Genomic DNA, 16,373 nt, shown 5'->3' with positions numbered 1-16,373 from the left:
TCCACGGGTGCGGGCCATGGGGGCGCCCCGGCCCAGACCAGTCAGGGTGCCCCACCCTTCCGCAGTCCACCCGAGTTCGGAGGCCGAGATGACCGAGACCCCGCAGACAGAGACAGAACTTCCGCGCCCCGAGCGCTCCGAATGTCCCGCGACCGTCGACCTTGCCGCCGCCTTCGAAGAGAGCGGCGTGCGCGAGGTTCTGGCCGAGCTCGACGCCACGATGATCGGCCTCGCCCCGGTCAAGGCCCGCATCCGCGAGACCGCCGCGCTGCTGCTGGTCGACAAGGCGCGCCGCCAGATGGGGCTCGCCACCGAGACGCCGACCCTGCACATGTCCTTCACCGGCAACCCCGGCACCGGCAAGACCACCGTGGCGCTGAAGATGGCCGACCTGCTGCACCGCCTCGGCTACGTGCGCAAGGGCCACCTTGTCACCGTCACCCGCGACGATCTCGTCGGGCAGTACATCGGCCACACCGCCCCCAAGACCAAGGAAGTGCTGAAGAAGGCGATGGGCGGCGTGCTCTTCATCGACGAGGCCTACTACCTCTACCGGCCCGAGAACGAGCGCGACTATGGGCAGGAGGCGATTGAGATCCTGCTGCAGGTGATGGAGAACAACCGCGACGATCTCGTGGTGATCCTCGCCGGCTACGCCGATCGCATGGACCGCTTCTTCGAAAGCAACCCCGGCTTCCGCTCGCGCATCGCCCATCACATCGAGTTCCCCGACTACAGCGACGACGAGCTGCTGCGCATCGCGGAAATCATGCTTGGCGCGCAGAACTACGCCTTCGACGAGGGCGCCCGTTCCACGATGGCCGCCTACATCGCAGCCCGCCGCAGCCAGCCTCATTTCGCCAATGCGCGCTCTATCCGCAATGCGCTCGACCGCGCACGCCTGCGCCAAGCCAACCGCCTCTTCAACGAAGCCACGGGCCCGCTTGGCGCCGAGGAACTCTCGACCATCACCGAGGCCGACCTCCGCGCCTCGCGCGTCTTCCACGGCGGACTTGGCACTGACCGGCGCCTGCAACCGGCCGCCGAATGACCTTCTTCTAGGAAAAAATATCCCGGGGGAGTCCGCGCCAGCGGACGGGGGCAGCGCCCCCTCTCCCTCACCACGAGGAGCCGCACCATGAGTTTCGACCGCAGCCTAAAGATCGCCCCGTCCATCCTCTCCGCCGATTTCGCCAACTTCGGGCAGGAAATCCGCGCCGTCGAGGCGCAGGGTGCGGACTGGATCCACGTCGACATGATGGACGGCCACTTCGTGCCCAACCTCACCTTCGGCCCGCCGCTGGTGAAGGCGATCCGCCCGCATATCTCGACCGTGATGGACGTGCACCTGATGATCGCGCCGGTAGATCCCTACATCGAGGCCTTTGCCGAGGCCGGCGCCGATATCCTCACCGCCCATCTCGAGGCCGGGCCGCACACCCACCGCACACTGCAGGCGATCCGCGCCAGCGGTGCGAAGGCGGGCCTCGCGCTCAATCCCGGCACGCCGGTGGAGGCCGCTGCGCCGCTGCTCGACATGTGCGACCTGGTCTGCCTGATGACCGTCAACCCCGGCTTCGGCGGGCAGAAATTCATCCATAGCCAGATCGCGCAGGTGCGCAGGCTGCGCGAGATGATCGGCGACCGCGAGATCCACATCGAGATCGACGGCGGCGTCGATCCCTCGACCGCCCCGCTGGTGGTCGAAGCCGGCGCCGATGTGCTGGTGGCGGGCTCGGCGGTGTTCCGGGGCGGCACGGTGGACGATCCGGCACCTTACGGGCAGAATATCCGGGCGATCCGCGCCGCAGCGCGCGGGGCGCGCGATGCCGCCTGACCCGTCCGGGTCCCCGACCAGATCCCGCCCTAGACCCGCCCTGGATCCAAGGAGCCACTGCCATGGCCGTCTCTCCGCCCGTCTGCGATTTCGGATGGCCCGCGCCCGGTTTCACCCTACCCGGCACCGATGGCCGCACCCACAGCCTCGAGGAATTGCGCGGCTCGAAGGGCACGCTGGTCATGTTCATCTGTAACCATTGCCCCTACGTGCTGGCGGTGCTCGACCGGATCCTGCGCGACGCCCGCGACCTTCAGACGCTTGGCATCGGCGTGGTGGCGATCAGCGCCAATGACGCTGCCGCCTACCCTGCCGACAGTTTCGAGAACATGCAGAAGATGGCGCAAGAACGGGATTTCCCCTTCCCCTATCTGCACGACGAGAGCCAGGAAGTTGCCCGCGCCTATGGCGCCGCCTGCACGCCGGATTTCTTCGGCTTCGATGCCGGACTCGGCCTGCAGTATCGAGGGCGGCTCGACGCCTCGCGCAAGGAGGCCGCACCCGAGGGCACCCGTCGCGACCTTTTCGAAGCGATGAAGCAGGTCGCCGAGACCGGCACCGGCCCGCAAGAGCAGACCCCGTCCATGGGCTGTTCAATCAAGTGGAAGGTGGCGTGATCCGTTCCGCCTGAATCGCCGGAAAAGCCGCCCCGCCTGCTGACGTTCTCCGGCGAGCAGGCCATTTTCTTCCCCGGCCAGGGCCAGCGTCATATCGGGCCAGTCGGCGTCAGGCAGCAGGGAGGTACTTGCGGTCTCCCTGGGACCTCTCAATGTCGCTCTGGTACTCACCTGCGAGGTATTGCGCCTGGCGGACCTTTTTCCGATGGCTCAATCGCTCGTACAAGAAATGAACGAGGATACATGCCAATGAGCAGATCGCCAAGGCCGCAGAAAGCTTGAGCATCAATCCGAGTGTGAGGAAGGCCGCCAAGAGAGCCAGCGCCATGGCTCTGTCAAGATATCTGGTCGCTGGCTTGGAGTAAGTCCCGTCGGTCAGATTGTAGATAAAGTCGGTTTCGTCAGGGATATGGTATGCGAGGATATCACCCTCTTTTCCAATATCTGTCACTGCGCGGGTCTTGATGAAGGTTCTTTCGGCGCCCCCCAACGCGACAAGCTCCAGTGTGGCATCCCCTTTGGACTCAACAACGGAAACAACCATACCTATGGAAAGATTCATTAATTACCCCTACCTCTACTGCGCGCACGCGAGGAACAATTCAAATTCTTGATGGATCTATGAAAGAGATGGCGTGAAATATATCGCGACGGTAGTGGAAGGGTTCACTCGAAGCAACGTCGAAAATCATCGTAGTTGAATTGGCAATCAACATCGGTAAATTCCGCAGATCGGTTGCTCATTTTTTGTCCACACCGAACTCCTTTGAGCTCATACCGCGCTACCGAAAGCACGGCACGCATCGAGGCCCGGACGCTATTGCGGACATGCTTCGGTCATTCAAATCGCCGTGTCGCCGCCAGCCAAACCCCGCCCCAAGACACAATTACAAAGTCGAGCTGGTGCAGGGGCACCGCCCCACCCGATGTAACCTCCGAGTTGCGGTTTTCTGTTCAGGCGACTTCGAGCAAAGAGGCCCGCCCTTCCGCCTGCCTGTGACAGTGACGAACTCTCCGGGGATCCTGTAGCTTCCGTCGCCTTGACGATGTGGCGCCACCGAGGCGAGGAACTCGTGCTGGACGTCGGACCAGTCGCTCGGGCTGAACCGCTTCACCGCGAGCGCCACCGGCCCGCCGAGCAGAACGGCATCCAGCAGCTCCCGTTCGGAACGGAAGGCGAGTTCCTCGTTCTGCCGTGCCTCGGCAGTCTGCTCTAACCCGGCCTGCTCGAAGAGGCGCGTCAGCGCGCCCGGCGCGCCAGTGCCGAAGAAGAGCGGGCAGACCTCCGAGGCGACGCGGGAATCGACGATGGGAAAGACCTCGGCCCAGCCGCAGTTTCTCCTTTCCCCCCAGACCGTTGCCGCAATGGTGCCGCCCGGTGCCACTACACGGGCCATCTCGGCCACGGCTGCAGCGGGATCGGGCGTGTACATGAGGCCGAGCGCGCAGACTGCGGCGTCGAAACTCCGGTCCGGGACATCGAGATTTTCTGCTGCCATGCGGGCTGTTCCGACGGTCGAAAGCCGCACCTCGTCGAGCCGCGCCTGCAATGCGTCGATCATGCCCTGCGAAAGGTCTGTGGCCAGGACATGGCCCTCTTGTCCGACCGCCTCTGCAAGGCGCAGCGTCACCAGCCCGCTGCCGCTGGCGGTCTCGAGCACCCGCGCGCCGGCACCGATCGCCGCCATCTCTAGCAGACGGTCGTGAGCCGGGCGCAGCTGCGCCTCCCAGCCGGCATGGTAGTGGCCGGCCGCGGCATCCCAGCCGTAGCGCTGGATGCGGGTCTGAAGCCGGGCCTCCATCACAGCGCCGCCTCGGCGACGGTGACCTTGGAGCGCACCACCTGTGCCTCCCGAAACGCCAGGAACCACGGATCGCAGGCCAGCGCGCGGGCCACCATGGCCTCGATCAACTCGGCGGGCTCGGCGCTGACGATCTCGATGGCAAGACCGGTATCGAGCGGACCGGCGTTCGCCCCGGCCATGCCGAAGAGCCCCCGGTCATCCCAGCGCTGCGTGATGTCGACCCGCACCGCGTCAAGTTGCAGCCCCTCGCGCAGGGCAGTCATCTTGATGCCGATGGCAACGCAACCGCAGATCGCGGCGCGCCCGAAGAAGCCGGGCGTGGGACCGGTCTCACTGCCGCCGACCGCGGCGGGCATGTCGATCGCAAGGCGGTGCCCGTCTTGCGCGTAGACGCAGCCGAGCCCGTCGGTGACTTCGGCGGTGCCGCGGTTCACGCTCTGCGCGACCTCGGGGCGTTTCGAGAAGACCGAAAGCACGCGCAGTTGCGCGTCCCTCGCGTGGCGATCTGCGGGCGAATTCGTCTGGCGGGTCATAGCGGCCTCCTGAGCCGTGAAAGGATGCAGAAAGGCTCTCATCCCGGACCCAGGCAAACTAGTTCAGCAAATGCAGTAAACCTGCTACACTTTGTGTAGCGCGCGGCAGAGTGTCGGCGGCAGACAGGCGGGAGACGCTTCCATGGCCGAGACCAGCTACCCGAGATTCTGCCCGGTCGCGATGGCCGCCAGCCTGCTCGAGCCGCGCTGGACCATGCTGGTGCTCTGCGAGATGTGGTCCGGCTCGACCCGGTTCAACGAGATCCAGCGCGGCGTGCCCGGCATGTCCCCGGGGCTTCTGTCAAAGCGGCTCAAGGAAATGGAGGCGAACGGGCTCCTCTCCCGGCGCGGCAGCGGCCCGGGTGCCCATGCAGAGTATCTCACCACCCCGCTCGCCGACGAGCTCGAGCCGCTGATCCGTGGCCTCGGCGAATGGGCCCACCGCAACATCGACTGCGAGGCCTCGCTCCAGGACCTCGATGCCCGCATGCTGATGTGGAACATCCGGCGCAAGATCGACCTGCTCGAACTGCCTAAGCGCAAGAGCGTCATCCAGTTCATCCTCAACGACCCGCCAAACGAGGCGGCGAAGTACTGGCTCGTGGCCAAGCCGGGCGAGGAGACTGACCTCTGCTACGCCGATCCGAAACATGACGTCGATCTCTACGTCGTCGCTGGACTGCGCGCCCTCACCTCCGCCTGGATGGGGCATTCCTCCTTCGAAGCCGAGATCGAGGCGGGCCGTATCACCCTGACCGGCCACGAGCTGATGGCGCGCACCCTGACGCGCTGGCTGATCCGCAGCAGCTTTGCCGAGGTGGCGCAGCACTCCCCCGACGCCGCGTGTCGCGGCGTGATCTGAGGGCGCAAGCTCTGCGCCTTGAACCACAGCAACGAACCTGCGCCGCCGCGACCTGAGCGGGGTCAGCCGGATCCGCAGATCCCTCTCGTCCGCATCACATCGACATAGAGCAGCACGGCCATCGCCAGCGGCAGAACGGCCGCCGTGGACAGAAGCGCCATCGTCGTTTCCGCTCCGAACCTGTCGATCAGAAGTGCTCCCAGTGTCGGGGCGGCGGCGCCGGCGAGCAGCATCGGCCGTGCCAGCCGACCCATCAAAGTGGCATATTTTTCTTGCCCATAGAGGACGAGCGGAAGCGCGCCGCGCGCGATGGACCAGAGCCCGTTCCCGGACCCGTAGGCGACAAGGGCGGCAGCCGCCGGCACGCCGAGATTCAGCCCAATGAACCCGACGAGAACCAGCAAGGTCGCCGCGAGCATGGTCCAGATCGGGTGATGTCGACCGCCGCCAATCATCTCCAGAACACGGGCGCCGACTTGCGACGGTCCGATGAGCGTTCCCACCGCGATTGCCGCAGCAAGCGTGTAGCCTTCGGACGTCAGGATGGTCACCATATGAATAGACCAGATGGTTGCCAGAAGTGTCAGCGTGACGCCGGCGGCGACGATACAGAGGAACCTGAAATCGACTGTCCGTACGGGCATGGGTGATGTCCGGCCGGGCGCGCTCTGCGACGGCTCCCGGAGTCCCGAGGCCCGCGGCAGCGCCCACCAACAGAGCGGGAGCGTGCCGAAGAGATGGACGGCCGCGTAGACAAGGCAGGTCGATCGCCAACCGACGCTCTCGACGAGCCACGCCGAAAGCGGCCAGCAGACCGTGCTGGCAAAGCCGCCCCAAAGCGTCAGTTGGGTGATCGCGGACCGTGCGGTTCGTCCGTAGGCCGCCCCGAGCACCGAGAAGGCGGCATCGTAGAGCCCTGCGGCCATTCCGAGGCCGAGGATGCCCCAAGAGATGAGGTAGAGCCAGACCGCATGCGAGAGGCCGAGCAGGATCAGCCCCGCCGCGATCAGAGCCATCCCGATGCAGAGCGTCGTCCGGCCCCCGCTGCGGCCGATCCAGCGCCCCACTCCCGGCGCCGCCAGGCCGGACATCAGCAGGCCGACCGACACGCCCGCCGAGATCAGGGCCTGCCCCCAGCCGGTCTCTTCCGCGATGGCTCCCGCCAGAGGGGCCATCAAATAGTAGCTGCTGCCCCAGGCAAAAATCTGGACGACACCGAGCGCCGAAACCACGCGTGTCCGAGAGGCAGTCATCCGACGTTCGTACCTTCGTCCACGCAGCACTCGTCGACCAGGAAACCGACCAGTGCCCTCATCACCGGATATTCCGCATGGCAATGCAACGTGGTGCCGCTGCGCTCCTGCCGGATGAGGCCGACCTCCAGAAGTTTCTTGAGGTGATGCGACAGGGTCGATGCCGGAAGACCAAGCGCCTCCTGGACCTGTCCGACAGGCGCGCCGGTCTCACCGGCGCGTACCAGGGCGCGGTAGATTCGAAGGCGCGTCGGATTGCCGAGCGCGTCCACCTGGCGAGAGGCTGTTTCGATATTCATGGAAATAGATGCGCGCCGATCTGCGAAGGCGTCAAGGACTATTTCCAATCTTATCGAATTACCGCACCTGCAGGTTAACCTGCACCCGCAGCCCGGCGCAAAAGTCCTTCGCTCGGGCGGACCATCCAGCCGACAGGCGTGCTGCCAGCTCAGCGCCGCGCTCGAAGGAGGCCTCTTCCCCCAAACGCAGCCGTATCGATCCATGCGGTCCGAGCGGCACCACGACAGGCTCTGGCTGCCAGCCGATAGGCGCGGTGCCAGCCACCATGCCGTTGGTTTCGCCAGGCCGACACCTGATCCGCCGAGTCCCCGGTGCGGAGCAGGTGCTTCGTGATCAGGCGCAACAAGCTGATCGGCGGGATGCGCCGCGTCTCGCTGCTGTCCTCTGTCCGGAAGCTGCCCAAGAGATTGACGTCTCCGCGTCGCCGATCCGACGGGGCACGACCGCGAATGTCACCTTCGACGCCGGCCCTGACCTCACCTGCCGCCTACAACATGCGGGCGGCAGAACTTTTCTCGCGCGGCGGCCCCAACGTCCTCCGCGCGCTTGCTCAGGTCAGCCCCCTGAGCCGGCGGACCTCCGCGCCAACGGTTTCCCCGTCCTCCGCGCCCAGTGCCGCGGCGATGCCCGCCGCTTCGCCGGTGGCAAAGGCCGTTCCCATCACCCGTACGGATCCGTAAGCGACGGGATCGGCCCCGATGACCCGACCGGCGACGAAGAGGTTCTCGAGGCCGCGCACCCTGAGGCTGTCCAGCGGGATCGACGCGTACCCGGGACCGCCTACCGAATGGTAGACCGGCTTGCCGGCCTCGCCGTGCAGCTCTGCCGGCCAGGCGGCCCGCGCCACGCTGTCGGGCCGCTGCCGTCCGCAGGCAAGATCATGAGCGGTCATCTCGTAGCGGGTAGCGGGATGCCGGCTCTCGCGGATGCCGATCTGCGGCCCGGATTGGGCGAGGAAGCACCGCTCGAAGCCCGGCACATGGGCGCGTAACATCGCCACGTAGTCATGCGCCATTTCCCGCGCGCGCTGCTCCGCCCAAGTGAAGCTGCCGGAGCTGAGGTCGCGCAGGGCCAGGTCGATGATCATCCACCACATGTCGCCGGTGCCGGGGATGCGGGTGTAGATGCCACCGTCGCTGCGGGTGATCGGATGCGCGCCGGCCTCGTTGTAGCGCCGGACCGCGGCCTTGATCGCCTCGCGGTCGAAGGGCACTTCCGGGTCGAGACCGGAGATCCGGATCGGGGCCGAGACCGCCTGCAGCTTCCCCTCGTCATCGCCCTCGCGCATGGCGATGCCGGAGACAAGCGAGAGGTTGGCATCGCCCGTGGCGTCGACGAAGCCCTCGGCGGCGATGCGGCGGCGGCCCTCCATCCCGGCGACGGTGACGGATTCGATCCGGTTGGCGGTCCGCGTCGCGGCGGCGACGCGCGAATGCAGCAGCACGTCGACACCGTGATCGGCCAGCACCCGGTCGAACGCCAGTTTCGCGCCTTCCGGGTTGAGCAGGATGATCCAGTTGCCGGTGGTCTCGGAGCTATGGGCCTCGCCGGTCATGCCGCAGCTGCGCATGGCCTCCAGCACGAGGTCCCCGGCACCGCCGACCGCCTTGACCGGGGTCTTGCCCTGCTGGAAAAACCCGCAATAGGCGAGCACCTGCGAGGTCGTCGCGGCACCGCCGAGGAACCCATATTTCTCGACGAGGCAGACCTTGGCCCCGGCGCGCGCGGCACCAAGCGCCGCACCGACACCGGCCGCGCCGCCACCGGCGACGATGACGTCATATTCGCTTTCGATCTTCCGGCTCATGTGCGCCACCCCAGAACATGTTTCTCAACGGCGCCGACGGCAGTCGACAGGAGCACGCCCAGCATGGACAGGATGGTCACCCCCGCAAACAGGCGCTCGAGGTCATAGAGCGAGCCGGCCTGCAGGATATAGGCGCCGATACCGTACTCTGCGCCCAGCATCTCAGCGGCGACGAGCAGGATGATCGCGATCGCGAGGCTGACGCGGAGCCCAGAGAGGATGCCGGGCATGGCCCCGGGCAGCACGATGCGGAACACGACGGTGGACCAGCGCAGGCCGAAGCTCTGCCCCATCCGGATGAGCGAGCGGTCGACGTTGTCGACGGCGCCATAGGTCGACACGACAGTGGGTGTGAAGGTCCCGAAGGCGATCAGCGCGTATTTCGATGCCTCGTCGATGCCGAACCAGATCACGAAGAGCGGCAGCAGCGCGATCTTGGGGATTGGGAAGATCGCGGCCACCAGCGGCACCAGACCCGCCCTCGCAAAGGAGAAGAGGCCGATCATCACGCCGACGGCGATGCCCACGGTCGCCCCGATGGTGCTGCCGACGAGCAGTCGCATTAGCGAGGGCGCGAGGTTGGTCCAGAGCGCGCCCGAGACCGCAAGATCCCAGAGCGTCAGGAAGACGTCCGAGGGGCGCGGCACGGTCAGCGACGAGATGAAGCCGGCGCGCGTGCCCCACTCGAGGAACGCGATCAGCAGCGTGAAGACCAGGGCGCCGACCCAGCGGGGCGAGGACGGGCGGAAGCCGCCGCCGCGGAACTCTACCGGGCGGACGTCTGGGGTCTGGGGGGGCGATGTCAGTCATCGATCAGTTCCATATCGGCGGCCTCGGCTTCTGCGCGCATGAGAGCCCACAGATGCTGCTGCGTGCGTTCGAGGTCAGGGTCGGCGGAGCTCCGCTCCGCAAGAGGGGTGTCGATCTCGACGATTTCGTTGATCGCCCCGGGTCGGCGCGAGAGCACGACGATCTGGTGACCGAGGCGCACCGCTTCGGCAAGGTTGTGCGTGACGTAGACCGCAGTGAACGGCGCGCGCGTCCAGAGGTCCACGAGGTCGTCCATCAACAGCTCGCGGGTCTGGCTGTCGAGCGCCGAGAGCGGCTCGTCCATCAGCAGCACCGCAGGGTTCACCGCGAGGGCGCGAGCAATGGCGACCCTTTGCTTCATCCCGCCGGAAAGCTGCTTGGGCAGCGCCTTGCGGAAGTCGCTCAGCTTGGTGCGGGCCAGCACGTCGGTGATGATGTCCTCGGCCTCTTTCTTCGGCACGCCGTGATCCGACAAGATCAGCGAGATATTCCCCTCCACCGTGCGCCATGGCAGCAGGGCGAAATCCTGGAACACATATGTCAGGGGGTTGATGCTGTCGCTCGGCGGCTCGCCGACCTGGCTCACCGACCCGGAAGTGGGGCGCTCGAGGCCGCCGAGGAACCGCAGCAAGGTGGACTTGCCGCAGCCCGAGGGGCCCACGATACAGACGATGCGCCCCTTGGGTATGGAGAGGTCGATATTGCGGATGACCTCGACATCGCCATAGCGATGCGAGACCCCTTCGAGTCTGAGTTCCATGAAATCTTCCGATGATGGGGTGGCCGGCTGTCCGGGGTCGGACAGCCGGCGCGGTCAGGTCAGCTGCGCGCTTCGACGTAGCTTTCGTCCACGAGCGTCTCGTAGGCGATATCGGCCTTCACGAGGTTCTCGGACTTGAACCACTCGAGCTGGTCGATGATCGATGCGCGGTTGAGCGACATCCCCGCGTTGATCCGCATCGCCCCGTCCACGATGGGCGCACGAGCCTCGTCCAGCGTGCGGTCGGGATAGACATGCGACGCAAGCAGCGCGACGATGGCTTCCTGCTCCTCCTGGCTGGCGCTCTTATCGACCAGCGCGGCATTGAAGTCATCGGCCCCGCGCGCCAAGGCCGCGAGGAAGGCCCGGGTTTGCTCACTTTCTTCCGCGGCAATCTTGGCCGAGGTGAAGACCGTCGTCACCTGATAGTCGGGGATATAGTCCGCGACCTCACCGATGATCTTGACCGCGCCGGCATCCGCCAGCGGTTTGGCGATATGCGGCACGATGGACCAGGCGTCGATCTGCCCGGACTTGATCGCACCGATCACCGCGCCGGTCTTCTGCAGCGGCTTGAACTTGAGCTCGGCGTTCTCGGCGGCGGCGATGCGCGCACCCATGTAGTGGAAGGATGAGCCAGCCTGGGTCATGCCGAAGGTCTTGCCGTCGAGATCGGCGGGGCTTGTCAGACCGGCCTCATAGGCCGCGTTCGAAGCAAGGATCTTCTGCCCCGGAATGCCCTTCTCCTCGGTCAGCGCACCGCCGATGACCTTCGCGACGCCCTTCTCGGCCAGCGAGATGAGCCCGCCCGAGATCGCCGTCATCGCGTAGTCGGTATCGCCCGAGGCAATCGCCACGGCCATGGGCTGCGCGGCTTCGAAGAAGTCGAAGCTGACGTCGAGCCCGGCCTCCTGGAAATAGCCGCGCTCGAGCGCGATGAAGCTCGGCGCATGGCTCACGAAGCGCATGGCCCCGACGTTCACCGTGGTGCCGGCGCGCGCGGAGCGCACCAGGTAGGGCGTGGCGAGTGCGCCGCCGATGACAGCCAGCGTAGCGCGCCTTGTCAGAGTTTTCATTTGGGGTCCTCCTCCTTCAGATAAGTGCCTCGAACCGAGGCCTAGATGGTCTAGGGATCGCTCCTCCGCGAGTGCGATGTGTCCAGGTCATGCCGGATGTCGGCGACGAGCGCCCGAACCGCGGCATCGATATCGTTGGCGAGAATGGCCTCGACCATCTCGGCATGCAGCGTCCGCAGCACGCGCGGGTCGCAGCGCCCTTCGCGCAGCGCCGCCAACCGGAAGCGCCGCGACTGGTCGTAGAGTTGGCCCAAAACTCGGATCATCCGCGGCGAGCCGCAGCCCGCGATGAGCTCGCGGTGCAGCGCACGCCCTGCTTCGTCCCACATCATGACCGCGCCGTCCGGATCCTGAAGCAGCCGCTCCGTCGCCCGGTCGGCCGCGTGCAGCGCGGCGACAAGCCTGCCCTCCCAGGCGATGTCGGGCGTCTGCATCGACCACTTCAGCGCGAGGGGCTCCAGCTCCGCGCGAAACTTGATGATGTCCCGAAGATCCGCCTCGGTGGCCGAGGCGACACGGAAGCCTCGCTGGGCCGTGGCCTCCACCAGCCCCTCGGAGGCAAGCAGCGTCAGTGCCTCGCGCACCGAGTGGTTGGACCCGCCATAGCGGGCGCGCAGTTCCTCGATCTTCAGCTTGGAGTCGGGCGGCAGTTCACCAAAGGCAATGTCCCTCCGCAGCGATGCAGCCACGACCGACACCACGGTTTCCGCAGTCGTTTTCTGAGGCTTGCGACCGAACATTGCGTCGGGTCCTTTCGTTACTTGATCTCCAAAATGTGTAACTTTATTAGAAGTGTTCGAGATAGGGCGTCAAGAGGCGCAGTGTTTTTTTGCCGAGGAGGCCGCGCATGAAAACGACCCAGACCGCCACGCAGGTGATCCCGATCCTCGGCGATCCGGTGGCGCAGGTGGCGACCCCCAGGCTTTGGAACGAGGTTTTTCACGCAAGGGGGCAGGACGCGGTCTGCGTGCCCATCGATCTGCCTTCCGCCGGGCTGGACCCCTTCCTGAGCTGGGTGCGCGAGGCCCGGAACGTGCCGGGCTTCCTGACCACCGTTCCGCACAAGGCTTCGCTTGCGCTGGCCTGCGACGAGCTCTCTGCCACTGCGCGTCTGCTGGGCGTCGTGAACACCGTCCGGCTGGGCGAAGGCGGCGCATTGATCGGAGAGATGTTCGACGGCCACGGCATGCTGGATGCGATCGAGCAAAGCGGCGCGACCCTGGCGGGAGCGCGGCTGGTGATCTGCGGCGCCGGTGCCGCCGGCGGCGCCATCGCCCTAGAGGCCGCGAACCGGCACGCCGAAGAGATTGCCCTCATCGATGCAGACCCCGAGCGGGCGTCGGCGCTGGCGGAAAAGGTCCGATCGGCGGCAAGACTGCGCGTGACCACGGAGATGCCGGACGGCGCGGACATTCTCGTGAACGCGTCACCGGCCGGAAGTCCCGGTGCGGCTCCGCCCCCCCTTCGTCGAAGCGCTGATCGCAGGCGCGCGATGCGTGGCGGATGCCCTGACCGACCCGGAAGAGACCGCGCTGCTAAAAGCCGCCCGGCTGCACGGGATTCCGGCAGTGGCCGGAAAGGAGATGGCCGCCTGCCAGGCCGAGCGCATGCGCGCATTCCTCGGCCTCGAGCAGCGGAACTAGACGCCGCCGAAGACCCCGGCGCCCTACCAGACTGGCGGCGTCGTCACCCACATCACCCGGCTTTGCTCGTTGCCGAGATTGCGGAACCTGTGCGGGCGACGGCTTTCGAAATGGAAGGCGTCGCCCGCACCCAGCACGAAACGGTCATCCTCGACCCAGAGCTCGAGCTTGCCGCTGAGCACGACACCGCATTCCTCGCCTTCATGGGAATAGGATTCCTCTCCCGAGCTGCCGCCCGGATCGAGGACGATCTCCATGACCTGCAGCGCGCCCTTGTCGTGCGCGGTGAGGAAGGATTTCACCATGCCCTTGTCACCGAAATCGACGGTGCGCCGCCGCCCTTCGCGGACGATGATCCCGGCCTCGCGGCTGGCGCCGTCGGTCTCGGCGAAGAGCGACAGGAAGGGAATACCGATGGCCTCGCAGATCGCCCTCAGGTTGCGGATCGAAGGCGAAGAGATGCCCCGCTCGATCTGGCTCAGCAGCCCGGTGGAAATACCCACCCCCTCGGCGACGGTCTGCAGCGAAAGCCCGCGCCCTTTGCGCGCCTGCCGCACCGCCTCTCCAAGCGAGATGTCGTCCATCTCGCCCATCGGGTCTGACAGCAGCTTTGCTTCATTTTCGACTGAGGGCATCGGCGAATCTTCATCCCAGTGAACGCGGCGTCGGCGGCATCGCCCGGCCGACGTGACTTGTCTAGCTTCTCCCTGACGAAAAATGAAGAGAAACCAGCGTATAGAGATTCATTTTTCATCTGAGTGAAATTTCTTGGCAAAACTTGTTGCAATGCGGACGTTCTTCAATATCGTGAAGCCCAGATTGAAACCGCGCCACCCCGCCCCGGCGGCAAGCGTAGCGCCAGACACAGGGAAGACCGCCGATGAAATTCCGCTCGCTCGCCATGGCCGGGGCGCTCGCGCTCTGCGCCGCCCAATCCCACGCCGAGGATTTCACGGTCGGGATCACCACGACCGGCATTCCCTTCACCTTTGTCGACACCGGCACGCAGAAGCCGACGGGAGCCATGGTTGACCTCGCCGCGGCCATTGCCGAAGACCTTCAGATGACGCCAGAATTCGCGATCACCCAGTTCTCGGCGCTGATCCCGGCGCTGCAGACCGACAAGATCGACGTCATCTCGGCCGGCATGTTTGCCACCGACAAGCGCAAGGAAGTGGTCGACTTCTCGACGCCGGTCTACAGCTACGGCGACGCGGCCTTCGTGGCGGCGGACGACGCGGGCGCCTATCAGCTTGAGGATCTCGCGGGCGAAGTGGTCGGCGCGCAGATCGGCACCACCTTCGCGGACCAGCTGCAGGCCAAGGGCATCTTCAGCGAGGTGAAACTTTACGACAGCCTCGTCGACATCATGCGCGACGTGAAGCTAGGCCGGATCAAGGCGGGCTTCGGCGACAAGCCGATCGTCGCCTACCAGATCGCGCAGAACCCGGGCCTGGGGGTGAAGCTGGTCGACGGTTACACGCCGATGGGCGTCGGTGACGTGGCGCTCGCGGTCTCGAAGGACAAGCCCGAGCTGCTGGATCAGGTCAACGCCGCCATCGCCGAGATGCAGCAGAGCGGTGAGCTGGCCGAGATCTTCGGCAAGTACGGCCTCTGAGCCTCTCGCGAGACCTGCCGGGCCCGGACTAGCGCCGGGCCCATGACGTCCTGACAGGAGACCTCCATGTCCCCCCTTTCCGAGCGGATACAGGAGTATCTGCCGCTGCTTGTCACCGGGCTCTGGCAGACCATTGCCGTGACCCTGCTTTCGCTTGTCCTCGCCTCGGCGCTGGGACTGATGTGGGCGTTGATGCGCAGCTCCGGGAGCCGCTGGCTGAGCCTGCCCGCGCGCTACATCGTCGAGTTCCTGCGCGGCATCCCGATCCTCGTCGTGCTTTTCTACATCTACTTCGTGATGCCCGAGGTGGGGCTCGACCTGACCGCCTTCCAGGCCGGCGTCATGGGGCTTGCGCTCACCTATTCGTGCTACATCGGCGAGACCTTCCGGGGCGGCATCGAAGCTGTGGATCGCGGCCAGATCGAGGCCGCGAAATCCATCGGCATGAAACACGGCAAGATGATGCGCCGCATCGTGCTGCCGCAGGCCTTCCGCATCGCCCTGCCGCCCTATGGCAACAACATGGTCATGCTTCTAAAGGACAGCAGTCAGGTCTCGGTGATCTCGGTTGCCGAGCTGACCATGCAGGGCAAGATGCTGGCCTCCTCGACCTTCGACAACATGACGGTCTTCACCATGGTCGCGGCGCTTTACCTGTGCCTGACGATCCCGCTGAACTTCCTGATGCGCCGGGTCGAACTGAAGATGGGAGCCGCGACGTGATCCGTTTCGAGAATGTGCACAAGTCCTTTGGCAAGCACGAGGTGCTCAAGGGGATCGATGCCGAAGTCGACAAGGGTCAGGTCGTGTGCCTGATCGGCGCCTCGGGCTCGGGAAAATCGACGCTGCTGCGCTGCGTCAACGGGCTCGAGGATTACCAGTCCGGCCGGATCAGCATCGAGGGCGAGACGATCGACGCCCATGCCGCCTCGATCCACGCGATCCGCACGCGCGTGGCAATGGTATTCCAGCGATTCAACCTCTTCCCCCATATGACCGCGCTGCAGAACGTCATGGAAGGGCCGGTGCATGTGCTGGGAGAAGACCGTGACGAGGTCCGTGCCCGCGCCGAAGAACACCTGCGCCGCGTCGGGCTCGCCGAGAAGATGGATTTCTACCCCTCGGCCCTCTCCGGCGGGCAGCAGCAGCGCGTCGCCATCGCCCGTGCCCTTGCCATGCGGCCCGACGCGATCCTGCTTGATGAACCCACCTCGGCGCTCGATCCCGAAATGGTCGGAGAGGTGCTCTCGGTTCTGCGCGATCTGGCGCAGGAGCATATGACCATGCTCATCGTCACCCATGAGATCCAGTTCGCCCGCGAAGTTGCCGATGGCGTGATCTTCCTTGACCAGGGGCGGATCGCGGAGCATGGCGGCGCCGAAGAGGTTCTGAGCCGCCCGCAAAACCCGCGCACGCAGGAGTTCCTGCGCCGCGTCACCCATCCCATCTGAT

Annotated in this window: 19 protein-coding genes and 1 pseudogene; 9 read left to right on the top strand and 11 right to left on the bottom strand. The window is 65.8% G+C overall.

Features of this window, described 5'->3' with window-relative positions:
• Positions 1 to 88: 88 nt before the first annotated feature.
• The 3 genes from cbbX (at position 89) to CLG85_RS00975 (ending at position 2,454) form a co-directional block, all read left to right on the top strand.
• Positions 89 to 1,051 carry a CbbX protein gene (cbbX, locus tag CLG85_RS00985; protein ID WP_095882065.1) on the top strand — a complete coding sequence of 321 codons (963 nt, stop codon included), beginning with the start codon at positions 89 to 91 and terminating at the stop codon, positions 1,049 to 1,051.
• Positions 1,052 to 1,138: 87 nt separating this feature from the next.
• Entirely contained in the window at positions 1,139 to 1,837 is a 699-nt protein-coding gene (rpe, locus tag CLG85_RS00980) for a ribulose-phosphate 3-epimerase (RefSeq protein WP_095882064.1), read from the top strand.
• A 62-nt stretch (positions 1,838 to 1,899) separates the two neighbouring features.
• Positions 1,900 to 2,454 (top strand): thioredoxin family protein, encoded by a 555-nt coding sequence (locus CLG85_RS00975; RefSeq protein WP_095882063.1) that lies wholly within the window; start codon positions 1,900 to 1,902, stop codon positions 2,452 to 2,454.
• A gap of 109 nt (positions 2,455 to 2,563) precedes the next feature.
• Here the strand turns inward: CLG85_RS00975 and CLG85_RS00970 are convergent, their stop codons facing one another.
• From CLG85_RS00970 to CLG85_RS00960, 3 genes are all read right to left on the bottom strand, one after another.
• Positions 2,564 to 3,016 carry a hypothetical protein gene (locus CLG85_RS00970; protein WP_141244532.1) on the bottom strand — a complete coding sequence of 151 codons (453 nt, stop codon included), beginning with the start codon at positions 3,014 to 3,016 and terminating at the stop codon, positions 2,564 to 2,566.
• A gap of 325 nt (positions 3,017 to 3,341) precedes the next feature.
• Positions 3,342 to 4,256, bottom strand: a complete 915-nt coding sequence (locus CLG85_RS00965) for a class I SAM-dependent methyltransferase (protein ID WP_095882061.1) — start codon at positions 4,254 to 4,256, stop codon at positions 3,342 to 3,344.
• On the bottom strand, positions 4,256 to 4,792 hold the full coding sequence (locus CLG85_RS00960) for an OsmC family protein (protein ID WP_176476573.1): 537 nt from the start codon (positions 4,790 to 4,792) through the stop codon (positions 4,256 to 4,258). Before CLG85_RS00960 ends, CLG85_RS00965 begins: the two co-directional genes overlap by 1 nt.
• A 142-nt stretch (positions 4,793 to 4,934) precedes the next feature.
• On the opposite strand from CLG85_RS00960, the gene CLG85_RS00955 reads away from it, so the two are divergent.
• Entirely contained in the window at positions 4,935 to 5,654 is a 720-nt protein-coding gene (locus tag CLG85_RS00955; RefSeq protein ID WP_095882059.1) for a winged helix-turn-helix transcriptional regulator, read from the top strand.
• Positions 5,655 to 5,716: 62 nt separating this feature from the next.
• Here the strand turns inward: CLG85_RS00955 and CLG85_RS00950 are convergent, their stop codons facing one another.
• From CLG85_RS00950 to CLG85_RS00920, 7 genes are all read right to left on the bottom strand, one after another.
• A complete protein-coding gene (locus tag CLG85_RS00950; protein WP_235865379.1) occupies positions 5,717 to 6,886 on the bottom strand; it encodes an MFS transporter in 1,170 nt (389 codons plus the stop codon).
• Positions 6,887 to 6,903: 17 nt separating this feature from the next.
• Positions 6,904 to 7,206 (bottom strand): ArsR/SmtB family transcription factor, encoded by a 303-nt coding sequence (locus tag CLG85_RS00945; RefSeq protein WP_095882057.1) that lies wholly within the window; start codon positions 7,204 to 7,206, stop codon positions 6,904 to 6,906.
• 551 nt (positions 7,207 to 7,757) lie between these two features.
• A complete protein-coding gene (locus CLG85_RS00940; protein ID WP_095882056.1) occupies positions 7,758 to 9,014 on the bottom strand; it encodes an FAD-dependent oxidoreductase in 1,257 nt (418 codons plus the stop codon).
• Positions 9,011 to 9,820, bottom strand: a complete 810-nt coding sequence (locus CLG85_RS00935; protein WP_260348293.1) for an ABC transporter permease — start codon at positions 9,818 to 9,820, stop codon at positions 9,011 to 9,013. The genes CLG85_RS00940 and CLG85_RS00935 overlap by 4 nt, the downstream gene beginning before the upstream one ends.
• Positions 9,817 to 10,584 (bottom strand): ABC transporter ATP-binding protein, encoded by a 768-nt coding sequence (locus CLG85_RS00930; RefSeq protein WP_095882054.1) that lies wholly within the window; start codon positions 10,582 to 10,584, stop codon positions 9,817 to 9,819. The genes CLG85_RS00935 and CLG85_RS00930 overlap by 4 nt, the downstream gene beginning before the upstream one ends.
• Positions 10,585 to 10,643: 59 nt before the next feature.
• Positions 10,644 to 11,660, bottom strand: coding sequence for an ABC transporter substrate-binding protein (locus CLG85_RS00925; RefSeq protein ID WP_095882053.1), 1,017 nt, complete (start codon positions 11,658 to 11,660; stop codon positions 10,644 to 10,646).
• Positions 11,661 to 11,710: 50 nt separating this feature from the next.
• Positions 11,711 to 12,400 carry a GntR family transcriptional regulator gene (locus CLG85_RS00920; protein WP_095882052.1) on the bottom strand — a complete coding sequence of 230 codons (690 nt, stop codon included), beginning with the start codon at positions 12,398 to 12,400 and terminating at the stop codon, positions 11,711 to 11,713.
• A gap of 107 nt (positions 12,401 to 12,507) precedes the next feature.
• Between CLG85_RS00920 and CLG85_RS27610 the strand changes: the two are divergent.
• Positions 12,508 to 12,783 (top strand): annotated as a pseudogene (locus CLG85_RS27610) (hypothetical protein); the annotation flags it as partial.
• Between the two features lie 322 nt (positions 12,784 to 13,105).
• Complete coding sequence (locus tag CLG85_RS00915) at positions 13,106 to 13,303, top strand: Rossmann-fold NAD(P)-binding domain-containing protein (RefSeq protein WP_260348237.1); 198 nt, start codon at positions 13,106 to 13,108, stop codon at positions 13,301 to 13,303.
• Between the two features lie 23 nt (positions 13,304 to 13,326).
• On the opposite strand, the gene CLG85_RS00910 is transcribed toward CLG85_RS00915, so the two are convergent.
• Positions 13,327 to 13,938: a cupin domain-containing protein gene (locus CLG85_RS00910; RefSeq protein WP_095882050.1), complete on the bottom strand. Its 612-nt coding sequence runs from the start codon at positions 13,936 to 13,938 to the stop codon at positions 13,327 to 13,329.
• Between the two features lie 245 nt (positions 13,939 to 14,183).
• Here CLG85_RS00910 and CLG85_RS00905 point away from each other — a divergent pair, with 245 nt between their 5' ends.
• The 3 genes from CLG85_RS00905 (at position 14,184) to CLG85_RS00895 (ending at position 16,372) form a co-directional block, all read left to right on the top strand.
• Positions 14,184 to 14,921 (top strand): ABC transporter substrate-binding protein, encoded by a 738-nt coding sequence (locus CLG85_RS00905; protein WP_095882049.1) that lies wholly within the window; start codon positions 14,184 to 14,186, stop codon positions 14,919 to 14,921.
• Between the two features lie 66 nt (positions 14,922 to 14,987).
• The gene (locus CLG85_RS00900) at positions 14,988 to 15,644 is read left to right on the top strand and encodes an amino acid ABC transporter permease (RefSeq protein ID WP_095882048.1); all 657 of its coding nucleotides are present in this window, start codon (positions 14,988 to 14,990) and stop codon (positions 15,642 to 15,644) included.
• Positions 15,641 to 16,372, top strand: coding sequence for an amino acid ABC transporter ATP-binding protein (locus CLG85_RS00895; protein WP_260348234.1), 732 nt, complete (start codon positions 15,641 to 15,643; stop codon positions 16,370 to 16,372). Before CLG85_RS00900 ends, CLG85_RS00895 begins: the two co-directional genes overlap by 4 nt.
• The last annotated feature ends 1 nt before the right edge of the window (position 16,373 follow it).

Origin of the sequence: Alloyangia mangrovi, from assembly GCF_002300555.2 — a bacterium.
In the GTDB taxonomy this organism is placed as follows: Bacteria; Pseudomonadota; Alphaproteobacteria; order Rhodobacterales; family Rhodobacteraceae; genus Salipiger; species Salipiger mangrovi.
Note: the sequence above shows the minus strand (reverse complement) of the source record. Positions and strands in the feature narration are given on the sequence as shown.

Bases quoted from the DNA above. Each gene is read 5' to 3' on its own strand.
- cbbX (WP_095882065.1), top strand. From the start codon at position 89: ATGACCGAGACCCCGCAGACAGAGACAGAACTTCCGCGCCCCGAGCGC.
- rpe (WP_095882064.1), top strand. From the start codon at position 1,139: ATGAGTTTCGACCGCAGCCTAAAGATCGCCCCGTCCATCCTCTCCGCC.
- CLG85_RS00975 (WP_095882063.1), top strand. From the start codon at position 1,900: ATGGCCGTCTCTCCGCCCGTCTGCGATTTCGGATGGCCCGCGCCCGGT.
- CLG85_RS00970 (WP_141244532.1), bottom strand. From the start codon at position 3,016: ATGAATCTTTCCATAGGTATGGTTGTTTCCGTTGTTGAGTCCAAAGGG.
- CLG85_RS00965 (WP_095882061.1), bottom strand. From the start codon at position 4,256: ATGGAGGCCCGGCTTCAGACCCGCATCCAGCGCTACGGCTGGGATGCC.
- CLG85_RS00960 (WP_176476573.1), bottom strand. From the start codon at position 4,792: ATGACCCGCCAGACGAATTCGCCCGCAGATCGCCACGCGAGGGACGCG.
- CLG85_RS00955 (WP_095882059.1), top strand. From the start codon at position 4,935: ATGGCCGAGACCAGCTACCCGAGATTCTGCCCGGTCGCGATGGCCGCC.
- CLG85_RS00945 (WP_095882057.1), bottom strand. From the start codon at position 7,206: ATGAATATCGAAACAGCCTCTCGCCAGGTGGACGCGCTCGGCAATCCG.
- CLG85_RS00940 (WP_095882056.1), bottom strand. From the start codon at position 9,014: ATGAGCCGGAAGATCGAAAGCGAATATGACGTCATCGTCGCCGGTGGC.
- CLG85_RS00930 (WP_095882054.1), bottom strand. From the start codon at position 10,584: ATGGAACTCAGACTCGAAGGGGTCTCGCATCGCTATGGCGATGTCGAG.
- CLG85_RS00925 (WP_095882053.1), bottom strand. From the start codon at position 11,660: ATGAAAACTCTGACAAGGCGCGCTACGCTGGCTGTCATCGGCGGCGCA.
- CLG85_RS00920 (WP_095882052.1), bottom strand. From the start codon at position 12,400: ATGTTCGGTCGCAAGCCTCAGAAAACGACTGCGGAAACCGTGGTGTCG.
- CLG85_RS00910 (WP_095882050.1), bottom strand. From the start codon at position 13,938: ATGCCCTCAGTCGAAAATGAAGCAAAGCTGCTGTCAGACCCGATGGGC.
- CLG85_RS00905 (WP_095882049.1), top strand. From the start codon at position 14,184: ATGAAATTCCGCTCGCTCGCCATGGCCGGGGCGCTCGCGCTCTGCGCC.
- CLG85_RS00900 (WP_095882048.1), top strand. From the start codon at position 14,988: ATGTCCCCCCTTTCCGAGCGGATACAGGAGTATCTGCCGCTGCTTGTC.